The 16,443-nt window shown below is 59.2% G+C and carries 18 protein-coding genes, 2 pseudogenes and 1 riboswitch; of the genes and pseudogenes, 7 read left to right on the forward strand and 13 right to left on the reverse strand.

Annotated features, from left to right (window positions below):
• The first annotated feature begins 179 nt into the window (after window positions 1–179).
• A complete protein-coding gene (locus tag G7066_RS03150; protein WP_166328949.1) occupies window positions 180–800 on the forward strand; it encodes a TetR/AcrR family transcriptional regulator in 621 nt (206 codons plus the stop codon).
• Between the two features lie 78 nt (window positions 801–878).
• On the opposite strand, the gene purU is transcribed toward G7066_RS03150, so the two are convergent.
• The 5 genes from purU to G7066_RS17735 form a co-directional block, all read right to left on the reverse strand.
• Window positions 879–1,763, reverse strand: a complete 885-nt coding sequence (gene purU / locus G7066_RS03155; RefSeq protein WP_166328950.1) for a formyltetrahydrofolate deformylase — start codon at window positions 1,761–1,763, stop codon at window positions 879–881.
• A gap of 91 nt (window positions 1,764–1,854) precedes the next feature.
• Entirely contained in the window at window positions 1,855–2,481 is a 627-nt protein-coding gene (locus G7066_RS03160) for a signal peptidase I (protein WP_166328951.1), read from the reverse strand.
• The gene (locus G7066_RS03165; RefSeq protein ID WP_166328952.1) at window positions 2,474–3,259 is read right to left on the reverse strand and encodes a hypothetical protein; all 786 of its coding nucleotides are present in this window, start codon (window positions 3,257–3,259) and stop codon (window positions 2,474–2,476) included. Before G7066_RS03165 ends, G7066_RS03160 begins: the two co-directional genes overlap by 8 nt.
• Window positions 3,260–3,270: 11 nt before the next feature.
• On the reverse strand, window positions 3,271–3,486 hold the full coding sequence (locus G7066_RS03170) for a hypothetical protein (RefSeq protein ID WP_166328953.1): 216 nt from the start codon (window positions 3,484–3,486) through the stop codon (window positions 3,271–3,273).
• On the reverse strand, window positions 3,483–4,025 hold the full coding sequence (locus tag G7066_RS17735; protein ID WP_425280786.1) for an RICIN domain-containing protein: 543 nt from the start codon (window positions 4,023–4,025) through the stop codon (window positions 3,483–3,485). The genes G7066_RS03170 and G7066_RS17735 overlap by 4 nt, the downstream gene beginning before the upstream one ends.
• A 136-nt stretch (window positions 4,026–4,161) precedes the next feature.
• On the opposite strand from G7066_RS17735, the gene G7066_RS15625 reads away from it, so the two are divergent.
• Window positions 4,162–4,371: a hypothetical protein gene (locus tag G7066_RS15625; protein ID WP_244303238.1), complete on the forward strand. Its 210-nt coding sequence runs from the start codon at window positions 4,162–4,164 to the stop codon at window positions 4,369–4,371.
• 894 nt (window positions 4,372–5,265) lie between these two features.
• Here the strand turns inward: G7066_RS15625 and G7066_RS03180 are convergent.
• Window positions 5,266–5,862, reverse strand: a complete 597-nt coding sequence (locus G7066_RS03180; RefSeq protein WP_166328955.1) for an alternate-type signal peptide domain-containing protein — start codon at window positions 5,860–5,862, stop codon at window positions 5,266–5,268.
• A 303-nt stretch (window positions 5,863–6,165) separates the two neighbouring features.
• Window positions 6,166–6,248, forward strand: a riboswitch (ZMP/ZTP riboswitch).
• Between the two features lie 16 nt (window positions 6,249–6,264).
• Here G7066_RS03180 and glyA point away from each other — a divergent pair.
• The 5 genes and pseudogenes from glyA (at window position 6,265) to ccsB (ending at window position 11,048) form a co-directional block, all read left to right on the forward strand.
• Complete coding sequence (glyA, locus tag G7066_RS03185) at window positions 6,265–7,548, forward strand: serine hydroxymethyltransferase (RefSeq protein WP_166328956.1); 1,284 nt, start codon at window positions 6,265–6,267, stop codon at window positions 7,546–7,548.
• A gap of 5 nt (window positions 7,549–7,553) precedes the next feature.
• Entirely contained in the window at window positions 7,554–8,453 is a 900-nt protein-coding gene (locus G7066_RS03190) for a bifunctional methylenetetrahydrofolate dehydrogenase/methenyltetrahydrofolate cyclohydrolase (RefSeq protein WP_244303239.1), read from the forward strand.
• Between the two features lie 92 nt (window positions 8,454–8,545).
• Entirely contained in the window at window positions 8,546–9,247 is a 702-nt protein-coding gene (locus tag G7066_RS03195; RefSeq protein WP_166328958.1) for a VTT domain-containing protein, read from the forward strand.
• A gap of 73 nt (window positions 9,248–9,320) precedes the next feature.
• A pseudogene (locus G7066_RS03200) lies at window positions 9,321–10,060 on the forward strand (VIT1/CCC1 transporter family protein).
• 124 nt (window positions 10,061–10,184) lie between these two features.
• Window positions 10,185–11,048 (forward strand): c-type cytochrome biogenesis protein CcsB, encoded by an 864-nt coding sequence (gene ccsB, locus G7066_RS03205; RefSeq protein WP_166331883.1) that lies wholly within the window; start codon window positions 10,185–10,187, stop codon window positions 11,046–11,048.
• Window positions 11,049–11,152: 104 nt separating this feature from the next.
• Here the strand turns inward: ccsB and ppk2 are convergent.
• The 7 genes and pseudogenes from ppk2 to G7066_RS16825 form a co-directional block, all read right to left on the reverse strand.
• Window positions 11,153–12,046 (reverse strand): annotated as a pseudogene (ppk2, locus tag G7066_RS03210) (polyphosphate kinase 2); the annotation flags it as partial.
• Between the two features lie 185 nt (window positions 12,047–12,231).
• On the reverse strand, window positions 12,232–12,540 hold the full coding sequence (locus G7066_RS03215; RefSeq protein WP_166328959.1) for a metal-sensitive transcriptional regulator: 309 nt from the start codon (window positions 12,538–12,540) through the stop codon (window positions 12,232–12,234).
• A gap of 45 nt (window positions 12,541–12,585) precedes the next feature.
• Complete coding sequence (gene rarD / locus G7066_RS03220) at window positions 12,586–13,500, reverse strand: EamA family transporter RarD (RefSeq protein WP_166328960.1); 915 nt, start codon at window positions 13,498–13,500, stop codon at window positions 12,586–12,588.
• A gap of 3 nt (window positions 13,501–13,503) precedes the next feature.
• The gene (locus G7066_RS03225) at window positions 13,504–13,956 is read right to left on the reverse strand and encodes a GNAT family N-acetyltransferase (protein ID WP_166328961.1); all 453 of its coding nucleotides are present in this window, start codon (window positions 13,954–13,956) and stop codon (window positions 13,504–13,506) included.
• 56 nt (window positions 13,957–14,012) lie between these two features.
• Window positions 14,013–14,933, reverse strand: coding sequence for an ROK family protein (locus tag G7066_RS03230; RefSeq protein WP_244303240.1), 921 nt, complete (start codon window positions 14,931–14,933; stop codon window positions 14,013–14,015).
• The gene (locus tag G7066_RS16820; RefSeq protein WP_280116231.1) at window positions 14,930–15,628 is read right to left on the reverse strand and encodes a hypothetical protein; all 699 of its coding nucleotides are present in this window, start codon (window positions 15,626–15,628) and stop codon (window positions 14,930–14,932) included. Before G7066_RS16820 ends, G7066_RS03230 begins: the two co-directional genes overlap by 4 nt.
• Window positions 15,616–16,443: a glycoside hydrolase family 3 N-terminal domain-containing protein gene (locus G7066_RS16825; RefSeq protein WP_280116232.1), complete on the reverse strand. Its 828-nt coding sequence runs from the start codon at window positions 16,441–16,443 to the stop codon at window positions 15,616–15,618. The genes G7066_RS16820 and G7066_RS16825 overlap by 13 nt, the downstream gene beginning before the upstream one ends.

Consider the following 16,443-nt stretch of genomic DNA (forward strand, 5'->3'; position numbering starts at 1 on the left):
GGAATAAACTCTGCCATAAATGAACAGGGTTCTTTTTCTCCCAGAGTCGAGGATAATACGAAAAGGCAAAAAAGTGTTACCCGAGAGAAAAATTGGATGCGATAGGGGCATTGCTTGTGTTAGATGAGAAACAGGGGCGACGGGCAGGGCGCCCGAAAACTCCACTGTTGAGTCGGCAAATGATTTTGGAAACCGCCTTGCGCTTGCTCGACGAGCGTGGCGAGGGTGGGGCAAGTATGCGCGAAGTTGCTCGCGAGCTCGGCGTGCGACCCTCAGCGCTCTACAACCACGTTTCTGGTCATGAGGATCTGATTGCGGGCATTCGCGAACTGATCAGCGACCGCATCGATGTCGACATGTTCGCGAGCGTGGAGTGGGGTGAAGCATTGGTTCGTTGGGCTGATTCCTATCGTGCGGCATTCGCCGCCCACCCGCCCACGATTGCATTGCTTGCGACACAGCCGCTGAGCTCCAACGCGCGCACTAGCCTCATGTATGACGCGGTTGCCCGTGCCATGGTTGTGGCGGGCTGGCCGCGGGGTCAAGCACTCTCTGTGATCGTGGCTATTGAATCGTTTGTGCTGGGTTCGGCTCTCGACGCCGCGGCCGACCCCGCGATGCTGGACCCTGGACCCCGCAACGACGTCGCCGACTTTGCAGCAGTGTATGCGGCCCGGGATCGATACCTTACTGAATCCGGTGTTTCTCCCGCGGATCAAGCGTTCTATCTCGGTATTCGCGCGATGGTGCGCGGTTTGCGTGCCGAACTCGAAGCGCTGGCAGGTGTTGATGATGCTTAGGGGAGAACTGTGTCATCTTCTGCGGGGTGCGAGGTGCGCCTGGCCGTTCGCGGGAGTGCGCTACGCAAGAGCCTGGGGCTAGCGGAAAATGATGGTGCGGTCGCCGTCAGCGAGGATGCGGTTCTCCGCGAACCAGTTCACCGCTCGACGCAGCACGCGCGCCTCTTCATCTTGTCCCAGCTGCACCAGCTCACGCGGTGAATATGAGTGGTCAACGCGGGTCACATCCTGCTCAATAATCGGACCCTCGTCGAGATCCGTCGTTACGAAGTGTGCGGTTGCTCCGATCAACTTCACACCACGCTGGTGCGCCTGCTTGTAGGGGTTTGCGCCTTTAAAACCAGGCAAGAACGAGTGGTGAATGTTAATGGCCTTGCCTGCGAGTGCCTCGCACAATTCAGGCGACAGGATCTGCATGTAGCGCGCAAGCACCACGAGCTCGATATCGAGTTCTTCGACGGCTTCAAGCACACGCGCCTCGAACTCAGCTTTGTCAGTGGCGTTTGCGATCCTGCGCTCTTCAAACGGAACACCATAGAACTCGGCGATGTCTCGTACGGTGTCGTGATTCGAAAGCACCAGTGGCACCTCTATGGGCAGTTGCCCACCGCGACGACGGTACAGCAGATCATTGACGCAGTGGGTAGCGGTAGAGGCGAGGATCAGTGTGCGCACCGGGCGCCCCACCCGGTCAAGGCGCCAGTTCATGTTGTAGCGCTCGGTTACGGGTGCAAGTGTGCCGCTGAAGCGTTCCTCAAACGTCTCGGGCTGCGAGACGGCCTCGACCTGCAGACGCATGAAGAATCGTCCAGTATCGGCGCTCGCAAACTGCTGGCTCTCGGCGATGTTGCCGCCAGCGGCGACGATGGCACCGCTAATGGCGTGCACGATTCCTGGGCCATCGATGCAGGAAAGAGTGAGGACCCACTGAGAGGCGGAGCTGTTCTGAGCGCTGGTGTTCACGAGATACAAGGGTAGCGGGTCAGAACGACATGGCCAGCACCTTAGACCGGTGGGTGCCTCCACGCCAATGTCGGCGGTGAGCGCTTCTTGCTTAGGATGTAGGTTTTTTGCGCGCCCGATCGCGCAGGCTCGAGACCACCATCCAGGCTGCGTATGTGAGGAGTCCACCGACGGCGATCGCTATTGCGATCGCTTTGCTTTGCCCGGTGAACACTGCTGTAACCCAACCCACGTAGGGAATCGCGTACCAAACAGTTCCTCTGATTTGCACCTCTTGAACGGGGGCGGGGTCCGGTTGGGGGTTGGCGTCTCCCTTGGTGACAAATACCGGGGATCCGTCGGCCAGGAACTGTTTCTGGGTGACACGGTGAGTGACCAGGGTGTCTTTGCCGCTGTTCAGTTGATAAGTCAACACCATGCCAGGGCGAATATCTGAGACCTGAGTTGGCCGCACCACCACCATGGTTCCGGGAGGAAGAGCGGGCTCCATTGAGGAGGTCCTGACGGTGAGCGCAGTGGAGCCGGTGACTGCAGGGACGACAATAGTGGCTATTCCTATGCCAACAAAAAGCAGTAATAATCCAAACGTGAGACCGGTGCCAAACGCTCGAAACGTTGCTCGAACTCCCCGTCGACTACTCGTTGCGCGGTCGGCCGCCCTGCGAGCACGTCTGGAATCTGCAGGCTGGTCCGCCTGCTGCACGGCACTATCAGTCATGCGCTTCCACGATCGTGGCGAGATTTTTGGGGTGAGCGTTGAGACCTACAAGCTTGTGCCTTCTGCGGACGAGCACACCCAACAGCAGCCCTCCGGCAACCCCGAGAGCGCCAGCCCACACCGCTAGTACAAACGATGCGCCACCCGTGGTGACCAACTTGGGGCTTGCCAATGGGGCCTTTTGCGTCGATGTCATCTCGCAGGCTGCCCCAACGGCACGCCGTTCTACTGCCGCTGCCTCTTCGAGCACGCCACGCAGCTGAAACCGCACAGTTCCGGTCGCTCCATCGCGTTTGTTGAGGTGAGGATCAATAGCCGCGGTTAACGAGAGTTCTTTGACTTCCCCTGGATTGAGGAGAACCTCATGCGACAAAACCGTACAGGTGCCGTTGCGGATGCCGTGTGCAATTGAAACCGGCTCAGTCCCTGAGTGGTCCTTTTCTGCGATGGACAGCGAAAAGCCTCGGGCGAGTTCCGAACTGTTGGAGATGGGGTTGATGAGCTCGATCTGAAGTCGTCCGGTTGCGGGCCCTTCGTTGCGCACCCAGACTCTCTCAACGTTTTGCGCTCCGGGCACCGATATTCCCATGTCCTCGAAAACCGGAAGAGAGGTGTTGGAGTCGAAGTTCGTTCCATCGTGAGAAACGGTGAGGCCACCAGGAGACGCATGCGCAGTGGTGGGGTTCATGCCGCTGCAAACTAGAAGAAGTAACGCGACAACGCACACTGCCGCACCGAGGGGAGTGCGACGTACGCGGAAGAGTTGATCGAGCTTCATATCCTGCATGGTCACCCGACGCCGGAGGTCGCCGTAACATTGTTGCCGACGCGCGAGAGTTGAATGTCGTCCCATAGCACGACCCCGGTTGTATCCACGATTCTGAATTCACTTGTGCCGCTGGGAAGGTGATTCGTTGACGAAGGACTGCCCGCGGTGTAGGTGTACTGAATGTAGGTACTCGCCGCTGCGGCGGTCGTCACGTTGATCCACTCTGTCCCCCTCAAACGCTGGAGGGTGGCAGAGGCCGAAAGAGATGACCCCCAAACGTAAAACGGAGGGTGGAGCCTGACTGAGAATACGTAAGCGGTTCGCGCTCAAGAACAATTTGAGCGGTGGAATCTGTACAGGGTACGGTTGGCATACTCGCGGTATTTGAGGTGCTTCTGAGGCTCAGGCATCTTCCGTTTGCCACACTGACGAACTGGAACGTTAGGGGCGCGGTAGTAGTAATTTGCTGCACGTACCATTGTTGAGAGGCGCTGGAAGAAGCGTTTTGGATTAGTTCGCTGTTCGAAGCGTCGTAGGTGAGTCTCGTGCCCAAAGCGTGTCGAGGGCGAATGGTGACGAGAGACTGGTCTGATTCAGATACGGGAACAAACTCCCACCGTTGGTTCGAAGCAGCGTGGCAGCCGTATGAAATGGCGGAGGATCCAGCGCCGCCGCTCGCAGTCACATCCATGCAAATGCCATTGTTTGCTTTGCTGCGCATCGTAAACCAGTGTGAAAGTTCTGGGGTAAAGAAGCCTGGTGTAAGCGGAAACATTCCCTGTGTCCGCTGAGTGTTTGTCGCAGAAGTCGCCGACGCTATCCAGCCATCAGAGTTGAGTGTGACCCTTATTTGGGGCTGCGCCTGCTGTGTCCCTGACGTCGTTGCCAAAGCGGTCCAATCGGGGATGGTCGTGCGAACGCAGTATGTGATGCTCTGGCCCGCTGCAAGCGAAGGCGTGAGCGTCGGCGACGCACCCCAGGTGCCGCTTGCAGCACCGCCAGGAACGGTCGCACCAGAGACACATTCGGATGTGTTTGACACGGCCCAGACCGAGATCGGTAGCTGTGCGCCGAGCGTCTCACCGGACGTCATCTGGACGTTCGCTACTCCCGCGATTTGACCCGTGTTGGTGACGGTGAACGTGCCCGTGCTAGTCAACGAGTTCGGAAGGTAAGTCGCCGAAAGATTGGGAAAATTCGAGTGTGTGATACTGACGCTTTGTGTGCTGATCGTCCCAGTAGCTGACACTGTTGTGCTCCAGAATGCCCATGCTCCGCTGCCGCCAGCCGCGAGGAGAAAAGCAACGAGTCCAGCGACCAAGGGGATTCTTCTCCGGCGAAACCAAGATTGGGTTTTCTGGAGAGTAGGGCTCTTATCCTGCATTCTGCTCACCCGTAACATTCAGAGCGAAATTGAGTGATTGCCCACTCGCACTCACAGGGGTATTGGCCGCAAGACCAACTTCGAGGCACAGCCAGCGCGTTGTTCCCGCGGCGGCTGTACTGAAAGCACTCGGCGTAACGTATCCGTTGAGGGTCCCTGCGTGCCCGTGAGACCCGGTGCGCAACTCGCAGAGTTTTGAACAGGTGTAACCCGTGCGGTGGCGTAAGACATCAGGGACGGTGTTGTTGTTGCGGTTATCTGCACAGTGAGAGAGCTGCTCGCGTCTCCAGTATTTTTCACGGCAAATGCCTTGGCGATTGGTTTTGCTGGTGCGACTGACCAGGTGCCAAGCGCTGCCGATGTCGAGTCGTTAATGAGAAGGGTGAGTGTTCCAGAGCTCACGGTAGCTCCCGGGGCCGAACCGCTTGCTGAAAGCCAAGCATAGGTTCCGCCTGCGCCACTCAGGCCAAGTATGACCGCAAGCCCTGTTGCAAAAGTGGAGGTGACCAGTGCGCGTCGCTTTGAACGCAGGGCAAGATCTCGACGTTGTCGACGTGTGCCATGCTGAGGTATTGTTCCCCGCACCGAGTCACCTCCTTTCTTTTGCGATTGTTACTTGTCAAGCTGACTGTTATAGGGAGGCGTCAACCTGAGTCACAGTAAGCGTGAAGTTCGACAGGTTTACCTTGCCGCTCTTCGCGGGATTATCTTGTGCCGTGGTGCCAGTAAAGGGCCAGTCGATGGTTGCAGTAATGGTCGTCGTATAGCTCGCCGACGAGTTGCTCTTGTGGTCGAACGTGTCGGGTTGCGCCGCGACAGGGGTTGCTCCTGTGACGGCGTAACTGACGCTGTTTGTCAAGCGAGCCGCGAGTGCGGTGTCTGCGCTCGTTGGGCTGGCGGGCGCGGCAACCGAGCCCCCTGCCAGGCCGACTTTGAAGCGCAGGTCTTGGCCCTGAGTCGTAATCGATGCCGGGAAGGAATATGTGAGCTTGTCTCCGGGTACCATGCGCAGAGCGGAAATGTCAGCAACAGTTGTCTCCGCTCCCGTCGTGTGTTTGATCTTCCAGGTGGGTGTTCCTGTGGCTGTCAGGTGCAGATTGCCGGCCGTGATCGCGCTCTGGCCGCTAATGTTTGCGCTGTCGTTCCAGTAGGCGAGTGTTCCGCCTGAACCGATGAGCAGCAGCGCTGCTGCACCCGTTGCAATTGCGGCCTTTGCTATTTTCTTCATGTGTAAGGTGTCCTCTCGCGTTTTGGGGGTTGTCAATCGTCGCCAAATTGGCGATTGCTCAAGTCAGACGAAGTTCGCGCCCCAAAGTGCGGCAAAAACCTCGCGAAATATTTGAAGCTGTCTTCCACGTGCGATCATAGTCATGAATCTAAGAGCGTCACCGTAAAATATATGAATCTTGCCTAAGTCATATTTTCGCGGCCTGATTGCGTTGATTTTCTGTTACTAGTCCACAATTGTTCTTTAAGTCGTGACAGTGGATCTGGTGTGTTAGGGCGTTCAACGCTCACTTTTGCTACACTCCTGTCTAGTCGTAACTGGCGTGCAGATGGGACACCATCGGGGAACGACACACGAGTTTTAGGCCGCTCGCCTGGGTCGCTAAGTTCATGGAGGATTTCTATGTCAACCCAGTCCGCTTTTTTCAACGAGCCGCTTGAGGTCGTCGATCCCGAGATCGCAGAAGTTCTGAAGAACGAGCTCAACCGCCAGCGTTCCACGCTTGAAATGATCGCGAGTGAAAATTTCGTGCCTCGCGCGGTACTTGAGTCGCAGGGCTCCGTGCTCACGAATAAGTATGCCGAAGGTTACCCTGGGCGTCGTTACTACGGCGGCTGCGAGTTTGTTGACGTTGCAGAAGACCTCGCTCGGGATCGGGCAAAGAGCCTCTTCGGGGCAAAGTATGCCAACGTGCAGCCCCACTCGGGTGCCTCGGCTAACGCCGCGGTGCTGAGCGCGATTGCTGAGCCCGGCGACACGATCCTTGGCCTTGAACTCTCGCACGGTGGACACCTGACCCATGGCATGAAGCTGAACTTCTCGGGCAAACTCTACAACGTTGTCTCATATGGCGTTGACCCCGAGACCTTCCTCGTTGACATGGATGTGGTGCGCCAGAAAGCGCTTGAGACGAAGCCCAAGGTCATCATCGCGGGCTGGTCGGCATACCCCCGCACGCTCGATTTTGCTGCGTTTCGTGCGATCGCCGATGAGGTTGGTGCAACCCTCTGGGTCGACATGGCCCACTTTGCAGGCCTCGTCGCAGCGGGCATTCACCCGAGCCCCGTGCCGCACGCGCACGTCACCTCGTCCACCGTGCACAAAACCATTGGTGGCCCGCGCTCTGGCTTCATCCTCACGAACGATCTTGAGATTTACAAGAAGCTCAACTCGAACGTATTCCCCGGCCAGCAGGGTGGCCCGCTGATGCACGTGATCGCTGCCAAGGCGACTGCGTTCAAGCTTGCGGCGACCGACGAGTTCAAGGAGCGCCAGCTGCGCACGGTGTCGGGAGCCAAGTTGCTCGCTGACGCACTGACCACCGATGCTTCCCGCGCAGCGGGTGTTGACGTGCTCACCGGTGGCACCGACGTGCATCTTGTGCTCGCCGATCTGCGTAACTCGCCGCTTGACGGTCAGCAGGCGGAGGATGCGCTGCACGCCGTTGGCATCACTGTCAACCGCAACGCAGTTCCGTTCGACCCCCGCCCTCCGATGGTCACCAGCGGCCTGAGGATCGGCACCCCCGCTCTAGCAACCCGTGGCTTTGGCGACGCAGAGTTCACCGAGGTTGCCGACATTGTGGCCCAGACGCTGCAACAGTCGGGCGATGTTGCGGCGCTGTCGGCACGCGTGAAGGCGCTCGCCGACGCGTTCCCGCTGTACCCCGGCCTCGAGGAGTGGTAAGCCGCGTGACAAGCGAAACTGCTAGTCAGTCAGCGCAGATCCTCAACGGCACGGCTGCGGCAGCCGCGATCAAGCAGGAACTCACCGAACGAGTTGCCGTTCTTAAGTCCCGCGGGGTCACCCCGGGGCTTGCGACGGTGCTCGTCGGTGAGGATCCGGGATCGCAGTGGTATGTCGCGGGCAAGCACCGCGACTGCGCTGAAGTTGGCATGAAATCGATCAAGCGTGAGCTTCCTGACACCGTGTCCCAGGAAGAGCTTGAGGCGGTCCTTGCGGAGCTGAACGCCGACGAAAGTTGCACCGGCTACATTGTGCAGTTGCCGCTGCCGAAGCACATTGACACCGACCGCATCCTTGAATGCATAGACCCCGCGAAGGATGCCGACGGCCTGCACCCGACCAATCTTGGTCGTCTCGTACTGAACGCCAACACCAAAATCAATTCACCCCTGCCGTGCACGCCGCGCGGTGTGATCGAGCTGGTGGAGCGCAACGGTCTCTCGTGGGCCGGCAAGCACGTTGTGGTTGTCGGCCGTGGTGTGACGGTTGGGCGACCCATCGGCCCGTTGCTTACCCGCCGCGAGTTTAATGCGACGGTGACGCTGACCCACACTGGTACACAAGATCTGGGTGCCGAGCTGCGACGGGCCGACGTTATCGTGGCCGCGGCGGGCGCTGAAGGTATTGTGCGTGCTGAAGACGTGAAACCCGGTGCGATCGTGCTTGATGTGGGTGTATCTCGCAAGGTTGACCCCGAGACTGGCAAGAGTAAGGTCGTGGGCGACGTCTCACCAGAAGTCGCACAGGTCGCGGGCTGGATCTCGCCCAACCCGGTGGGTAGGCCCATGACCCGGGCCCTGCTCTTAAAAAACGTGGTGGAGATGGCTGAGCGCGCTTCGGCGTAGTCGCTCAGGGTTCGTCCCAGCGGAGAGGTGCATAATGAGTCGGGGCCATTGCTTCGCGCTCAAAATCAACGACACGAAAGTCGAGCCTTTCTGTGACACTGCCGATTTCCGCCGCGAGCGCGCTCGCGACCGTTCCAGCACTTCTCGGGATTGACTGGCTTGACCCTGAAACGCTTCTCAAGACCGGTGGTTGGATCGCCCTGATCCTCGCGTGCGCCTTTGTGTTCTTGGAAACCGGCGTGCTGGTGCTCGCGTTTTTGCCGGGTGACTCACTGCTATTTACCGTCGGGCTGTTTACCGCCACCGGTGTGATCGATGTGCCGATCTGGATCACCTGCATCTTGCTGTTTATCTTCGCGTTTGCTGGTGACCAGATGGGCTTTATGATCGGTCGAAAACTTGGGCCTGCGATTTTCAAGAAAGAGAAGAGCCGCCTCTTCAATCCCGAAAACGTTGCGCGTACGCACGCCTTCTTCGAAAAGCACGGACCGAAGGCGATCATTATTGCCCGCTTTCTGCCTGTGTTCCGCGCCTTTGTGCCAGCCGCCGCCGGCGTCGGCCAGATGCGGTACCGCCACTTTGTCACCTACAACGCAATTGGTGCGCTGCTCTGGGGCGTTGGTGTGACGCTGCTCGGGTTCTTCCTTGGCCAGATCCCCTTTGTGCGCGAGTACAGCGAGATCTTCATTATCGTGCTTGTTCTGATTCCGGGCATCCCGATTTTGATCGAGGCGATTCGCGCATTTATGTCGTGGCGTGCGAATCGTCGGAGTGTCCCAGAAGAGCAGGCTTAGCCTCTGCTCAGACGCAACTAATGCGAGCCTAACCTTGCTTGCGGGGGTACGACCCAGCGAGGATGATGAAGACATGACTAGCAAACCCAGTGACATTGAGGCCGCGATTCATCACCTGCACGAGGCCCACACCGATGAAAAGGTTGGGCAGCGCCTGAACTGGCTTCGAGCCGGTGTGCTCGGTGCAAACGATGGCATCGTGTCGGTAGCGGGAGTCGTTGTTGGTGTGGCCGCGGCGACACCGGGTAATGTCGTCGCGATCCTGACGGCGGGTGTTGCTGCCCTGGTCGCCGGAGCCTTCTCGATGGCCGGTGGTGAGTACGTGTCGGTGAGCACGCAACGCGATACCGAAAAGGCCCTCATCGCGAAGGAAATTCAGGAGCTCAACGAGCAGCCCGCTGCTGAACTGGCTGAACTGACTGGCTTGTATCGCAAGCGGGGGCTCTCCGCGAAGCTCGCGCGTCAGGTCGCGGAAGAACTCACCGCGCACGATGCGCTCGCAGCTCACGCCGAGGTTGAACTTGGCATAGATCCCGAAGAACTGACGAGTCCGTGGGTTGCGGCGCTCTCCTCTTTTGTCGCTTTCACCGTTGGTGCGCTGATCCCGCTTATCTTGGCGGTCGTCTCGGGTGATCATACGATTCTAGTGACGGCTGGAGCGGTGGTTATCGGTTTGTTCTTGACGGGTGGATCAGTGCTCGGCTCGGCAAGGCACCGCTGCTTCCAGCGATCCTGCGCAATGTGCTGATGGGGTCCGCGACAATGGTGGCGACCTATGCGATAGGTCTGCTGTTTGGTGTCGCGATTGGTTAAGTAATTCCAACGGGCGTGGAATAAGATCTGTGCCCATCGAGCGATTTCTGATTCAAAGGATGTAAGGTTGAGCTTTGTGCTGACTGAGCTGGAACAATACTCCACGATTCTTCTGTATTCGGCGATGGTTGTGTACGCGATTGCCTTTGTGTTCTACGCGGTGGATCTCGCAAACCGAAGCGGTGACGTTGATGTTGTGCAGACGGCAACGCCGGCAAAACCTTCGCGATCCCGCAGCCTGCGGATTGGCTTCTCGCTCACCGTGCTCGGCTTCATTCTGCAACTGGGTGCGACGATTTTGCGCGGGATCGGTGCCGAGCGAGTGCCGTGGGCCAACATGTACGAGTTTGCGCTTACCGCCACCTGCGCCATCGTCTTTATCTTCTTGCTGGTGCAGTTCTTCGTTGATCTGCGCTTTCTCGGTGCGCTTGTGACCGGCATGACCGTGCTGTTCCTCGGAGTGAGTAAGGTCAACTTCTACGTTGAAATTGTGCCGCTGCCACCGGCCCTTGACTCTTATTGGCTGGTCATCCACATACTTGTGGCAGTGCTGGCAGTTGGATTCTTAACGCTCTCGTTTGGTCTCTCGGTGCTTCAGCTCTTGCAGTCCCGCCGCGAGGCTCAACTTGCCGCCAAGGAGCCTGTCAAGGGTCTACGCTTCCTGACGAGCCTGCCCACAGCCGTGCGTCTTGAAGACTTGTCCTACCGCATGGCCATCATCGGCTTTGTGTTTTGGACCTTCACGCTGATCGCTGGGTCCATCTGGGCAGAGGCCGCGTGGAGCCGCTACTGGGGATGGGACACAAAGGAAGTCTGGACCTTTGTCATCTGGGTGCTCTACGCCGGGTTTATTCACGCCCGGGCGACGCGCGGCTGGCGCGGCACGCGCTCAGCGTGGCTGTCTATTATCGCCTACACGGCGGTCATCTTTAACTTCACTATCGTGAACGTCTTCTTCAAAGGCCTGCACGCGTACTCGGGGCTGTAGCTCGGACACGCGGTTCGTCCAGCACACGACGAGAGCCCGGTTTTACATGACTTTCCCGAGGTGAAAGATGTAAAACTGGGCTCTCGTGCAGCTGGCCGAAAAGACTAGCCTCCGTTGACGACCGGGAAGGTGCCCGTCGGGGTTTCACCGTCGTCGTAAACCTCAGAAGGCGGCCCGATCAGCTTCGGGTCGGGAGTACCAACAACCGCGTGATCCTTGTCCGGGTAATCGAACCGTGAGAGCACCCATCGCATCGCCTCAAGGCGTGCGCGCTTTTTGTCGTTTGACTTCACCACTGTCCACGGTGCGTGCGGCGTATCAGTGTAGAAGAACATCGCCTCTTTTGCGGCCGTGTAATCGTCCCACATATTGACGCTCGCGAGGTCAGTCGGCGAGAGCTTCCACTGCTTCACGCGATCCTGTGAGCGCGAAACGAAGCGCTCGTGCTGCTCCGCTTTGCCAACGGAGAACCAGAACTTCATGAGGTGGATACCGGAGTTGGTGAGCATACGCTCGAACTCAGGAGCCGACCGTGTGAACTCGAGGTACTGCTGTGGGGTGCAGTAACCCATGACACGCTCAACGCCGGCACGGTTGTACCAGGAGCGATCAAACAAGACGATCTCGCCCGCAGCTGGAAGGTGCTGCGTGTAACGCTGGAAGAACCACTGGGTCTGCTCACGCTCGGTCGGAATCTCAAGGGCGACAACGCGTGCGCCACGAGGATTCATGTGTTCAGTGAAGCGTTTGATCGCACCGCCCTTGCCCGCGGCATCGCGGCCTTCAAACAGAATGACGATACGCTCGCCCGACTCCTTGACCCAGGCCTGCAGCTTTAGTAACTCGATCTGCAGCTTGCGCTTTTGCTTCTCGTACTCCTTGCGCGAAATCTTTGTGTCGTAGGGATACCCCTGTCGCCACGGCGCGTCCTTGCTGTTGTCTTCTTTGGTGTCTTCGCCGAGCAACTCACTGATTTCGTCGATTTCGGGAGTGACGTCGACCTGTCCGGGGGCGCCATGTCGAAGTTGTCAGGCTTCTGAGCAGTAGTTAGTTCGTGTTCCATGGGTGTTCCTTCGCTGTGAGGACCGGCGCGATCACGCACACGCCACCTCTCAGTCTAAAGAATGCAGCGCGTTCTCACAGAATCGTCTGGCAAAATGCTCCAATTCGCTGCGCAATCTGACTAGCGCACGAGTCGTGCGATGGCCGCCGAGACCTCTTCGAGTTTCTCCGCGGCAACCTGTCCTCCTTCGGCGGCTGCCGCGGTGACGCAGTGGCTCAGGTGATCGTCGAGCAAGGCAAGAGCAACCTGTTCCAGTGCTTTCGTTGCCGCTGAAACCTGGGTAAGAATATCGATGCAGTACTTGTCTTCTTCGACCATGCGCTGCACCCCACGAACTTGACCCTCGGCACGCCGCAATCGCTTGAGTACCTGGTCTTTGTTCTCAATGTAGCCGTGCCCGGTGGGTTCGTTGTTGATGGTGTCTGCCATGCCCAGAACACTACACGCGGTGGCGGTGAAACACGTAGTTGCGTGCTAGCTCGATCCGGGCCGCCGTCGGGATCGCAGTACGGTCGCGACGCCTCCGATGACGAGGATGAGAACCGCGGCCCAGATCATGATGTAGATGTACCACTCGCCTCCGGTAATTCGTTCGCCAATGAGGAGCGAAGCCACGACCAGCAGAGCCGGTTCGAGGTAACTGAGCAGCCCGAACAAGCTCAGCGTCAGCAGCCGGGACGCCACCACATACAGCACGAGTGCGATCCCGGTCCACACGCTAAACAGTGGGGCTGACCACCACAGCGAGGGGTTCTCTGCGATCGCCGTTCCCTGAGTAATTTCGATGACAACCAGCACGAGGGCCAGGGGCGCGAGCGCCGAGAACTCCCAGAACATTCCACCGAGATGGTTGGTGCCCAGGGAGCGCCTGAACACAAAATAAACGGGGTAACCGAGGCAGACCAGCAGAGTCTCCCACGAGATGCCCCCCACGCGTATGAGTTCAACAGTTACCCCGGCAGCGGCGACTCCCGCGGCCAGCCACTGCCACCAACTGAGTTTGTCCTTGTACAAGAACCGCCCGATCACAACAAGCACCAGCGGCAGCAAGAAATAGCCGAGCGCCACGTGCAGCCCCCGCCCATGCATAGGAGCCCAGGTAAAGACCCAGAGCTGGGCAGCGATCAGGAGTCCACAAACGATGCTGCCCAGCAGCAGAAGTGGCTGGCGGCGAATGCGATGAGCGATCTCGGTGACGAGGTGCCACTGCCGCACTGCCAACAGGGCGAGCAAAATAACCGGAATGGTTACGAGATTACGGACACCCCAGATCGCCTCCGCCGGGGCAGGCGCGAGCATCGGCGTGACAAAATACACACCCGCGAAGGCGACGGAAGAACCGACGGAAGCGAGTGCTCCGCGAGAACCTCGACTGGGGGAGAGCGTCACGCCTTACAGGTCGATGGCGCCGATAACTTCGCCGTAGGGAGTCTCTCCCACTGGCTTGAAGCCCATAAATAAAAAGAACTCTTCTGGGCCGTCTTCGCCACGCTCCCACAGCACGGTGAGGCGGTCGACGCCTCGGCTGCGAGCCTCTTCAATCAGCGCGTTCACGGCGAAGGTGCCAACACCCATTCCCTGGGCGTCCGCATCGACGTTAATGCGCCACAGTGCCGCGCGGAACTCTTCCTGCGGAGCATCGGGGTCGAAGTTTCCATGAATGAACCCGACAACGCGGTCGTTGTCGAGCACCACACGCTGCCAGGCTGTGTGGGCTGGGGTGACTGCTGCTGCTGCCGCGTAGGAGACAGGAGTGATGAACTGTTCCTGTCCAGGCTTCAGGCTCAGCGCGTTGACGTGCATGATCGTCGCGGCCGAGAGTTCTTCGAGTCTGAGTTGGCTCATGGTTCCAGGCTAGCGTGTGTGGGCGGAACCGCAAGCACGGGTTCCTGCGAAGAGGCTCAAATCCGTTCGTCAAGACTGATATGAGAGTGCAGCGCCCACGGCTGCCGCCGAAGAATCTTCGGGCAGGATCCGAATCCGTGAGCTAATTTCCAGGCTCGCAAGAAACGGAGATTCTGAGGCACTGTGGTCAAGGTTTTTGCGGATCCCGTCGATGAGCGGTTCCCCAAGCAAGCGAAGACCCCCCCAATCACAAGCGTGTGTGGGTCGAGTGTCAGCACCAGCAGTCGAACCGCGGTCGCGGCACCGTCAATGAGGTGTTCAAGGGCCGCCAGGGCGTCAGCGTCTCCGGCTGCAATAGAGGTCAGGAGCACATGTCCGCTTGCATCCGGGCGCCAGAACGAGGTCAGTGCTGAGCCACTCGCCACAGTTTCAAGGCAGCCCTTCTGCCCGCACGGGCACTGCCGCTGCAACGGATCGATTGCGAGGTGCCCAATCTCTCCAGTGATACCGTGCGCGCCGCGCACGGGGAGGTCGTCGATAACGTAGCCCGCGGCTAGGCCGGTGCCGAGATTCAGGTAGGCGGTGGTGCCCTCAAGCTGCATGAGGTGTGCGGCACCAATCGCAGCGGCGGTCACGTCGTTGTCAATGGAGACTGGGATGCTGAGCCTCTCCTGCAGGAGGGGGCCGAGATCAAGGCTGTCGATGCCGATGTTGTAGGCGTGCCGCACCATTCCGAGTTCGTGGTCGATCTGGCCCGGGATCCCAATGCCGAGTGACGCGAACTCTGAACGCTCGCGTCCGCAGCGTTCGGTGAGCCCAGCAACGGCCCGCTCAACGGTGTCGAGCAAACCCTGGGTGCCTTTCAGCGTGGGCAACTGGATCTCAGCCTCGATCTGGCCGCTAGGGTCGAGCGCCAAGGCCACGGTGGAGGTACCGCCGATGTCCATGCCGATGTGAGCTTGGTGTGATTCGGTCATACGGGGGTTTCCTCGATTAGGCTGAGTAGTGCGGAACCGACGAGTCGTGTGGCTCCATAGCAGGCAATATCAGCGTACCCCGCTGGGCTGGCAGGCCACCCGGTTTCTATCGTCAAGATTGGGACCCCGGCAGCACGAAGCGCATCGATGCCGTCGCGGGCGAATGCGTGGCGATGCAGATCACGACCTATGACGATGGCTCCGCTACTGTTGGAATCCGCCACAGGCCAGGGCAGTGGGCTGCCGCTGTCTACTGTGAATTGATCTCGGTGCGCAAAACGCTCGGCAGCGGCTGCCGCTGCGGCCAGGGGAACTTCAGCCGCAGCGAAGGGGCCCCAAGGCACGTGACCAACGGCCATGTTCGATTCGGTCTCCACTCGGATTACGCGTGCACCCGGGTGTGCGCTGATCCATGCCCGAGCGGCGGTGGCTCCCGAAAAGCTCTCAGCGATTCTCGTGAGTTCGATCGCTGAAATCTCACGCTGGGCTGCGTTTTCTGAAGTGGCACTCGCGAATAGGGTTGCGCCTGCGGCGGCAAACTCTCGCACTCGCTCCTGCGCTTCTTGCACGCGCGCCTCCGCAAGAGTGCCGCTCGCGACCGCTTCAAGAACATGGTCTTCAATTTCGCGCAGCTGTTCTAGGGATGTGTGTGCGCCAAGGCACAGCAGATCGCAGCCTGCCTTCAGTGCTCGCACGGCTGCCTCCGGGATCCCAATCTCGCCACTCGCCCGCGCATGTCGAGGGCGTCAGAGACGATGACTCCGGTGAACCCCAGTTGCTCCCGCAACAGTCCTTGCAGAATCGTCTGGCTCAGCGTCGCAGGATTAACCGGATCAAGCTGCGGCAACAAAATGTGGGAGGTCATGATTGCGCGAGCCCCAGCCTCAATTGCCGCACGGAATGGTGGAAGGTCACGCTGCTCGAGCAGTGAAAGGGGAACGTCAACAACAGGAAGTGCAAGGTGCGAGTCCTGTGTGGTGTCTCCGTGTCCAGGGAAATGCTTGGGGCAAGCCTGTGCCCCGGTTCGCTGGAGTCCTCGCACCCATGCGGCCGTGTGCTTCGACGCGAGTTCGGGATCCGCACCAAAACTCCTGGTCCCAATGACCGGGTTCTCGGGGTTGCTATTGACGTCGGCGTCGGGAGCGAGGGCAAGGTTGAAGCCTGCTTCCAAAATGTCGTAACCGACACGGGCACCGATTTCGGCCGTGTACTCAGAGTTGTTGATGCGGCCCAGCACAGCAGCACCAGGGTAGGGAGCGCCCGTGAGGTAGTGCAGTCGGGTGACCTCACCGCCCTCTTCGTCGATGGCGAGGATCGCCTGCGGTGCCGCCTCACGTAGTGCGTTGCCAAGGGCTTGTAGCTGCGCAGTGTCGGCCACGTTTTCACCGTACACGCAGGTCGATTGCAATCCATCGTTTAAGGCGTCGATCAGCCAGGTGGGCGGAGTGAACCCTGCAAAACCGGGCATGAGCGTTCCGCGAATAGTGCGTCGCAGACGTTCTGTGTGCAC

The sequence above is a fragment of the Leucobacter coleopterorum genome (genome assembly GCF_011382985.1).
Lineage (GTDB): Bacteria > Actinomycetota > Actinomycetes > Actinomycetales > Microbacteriaceae > Leucobacter > Leucobacter coleopterorum.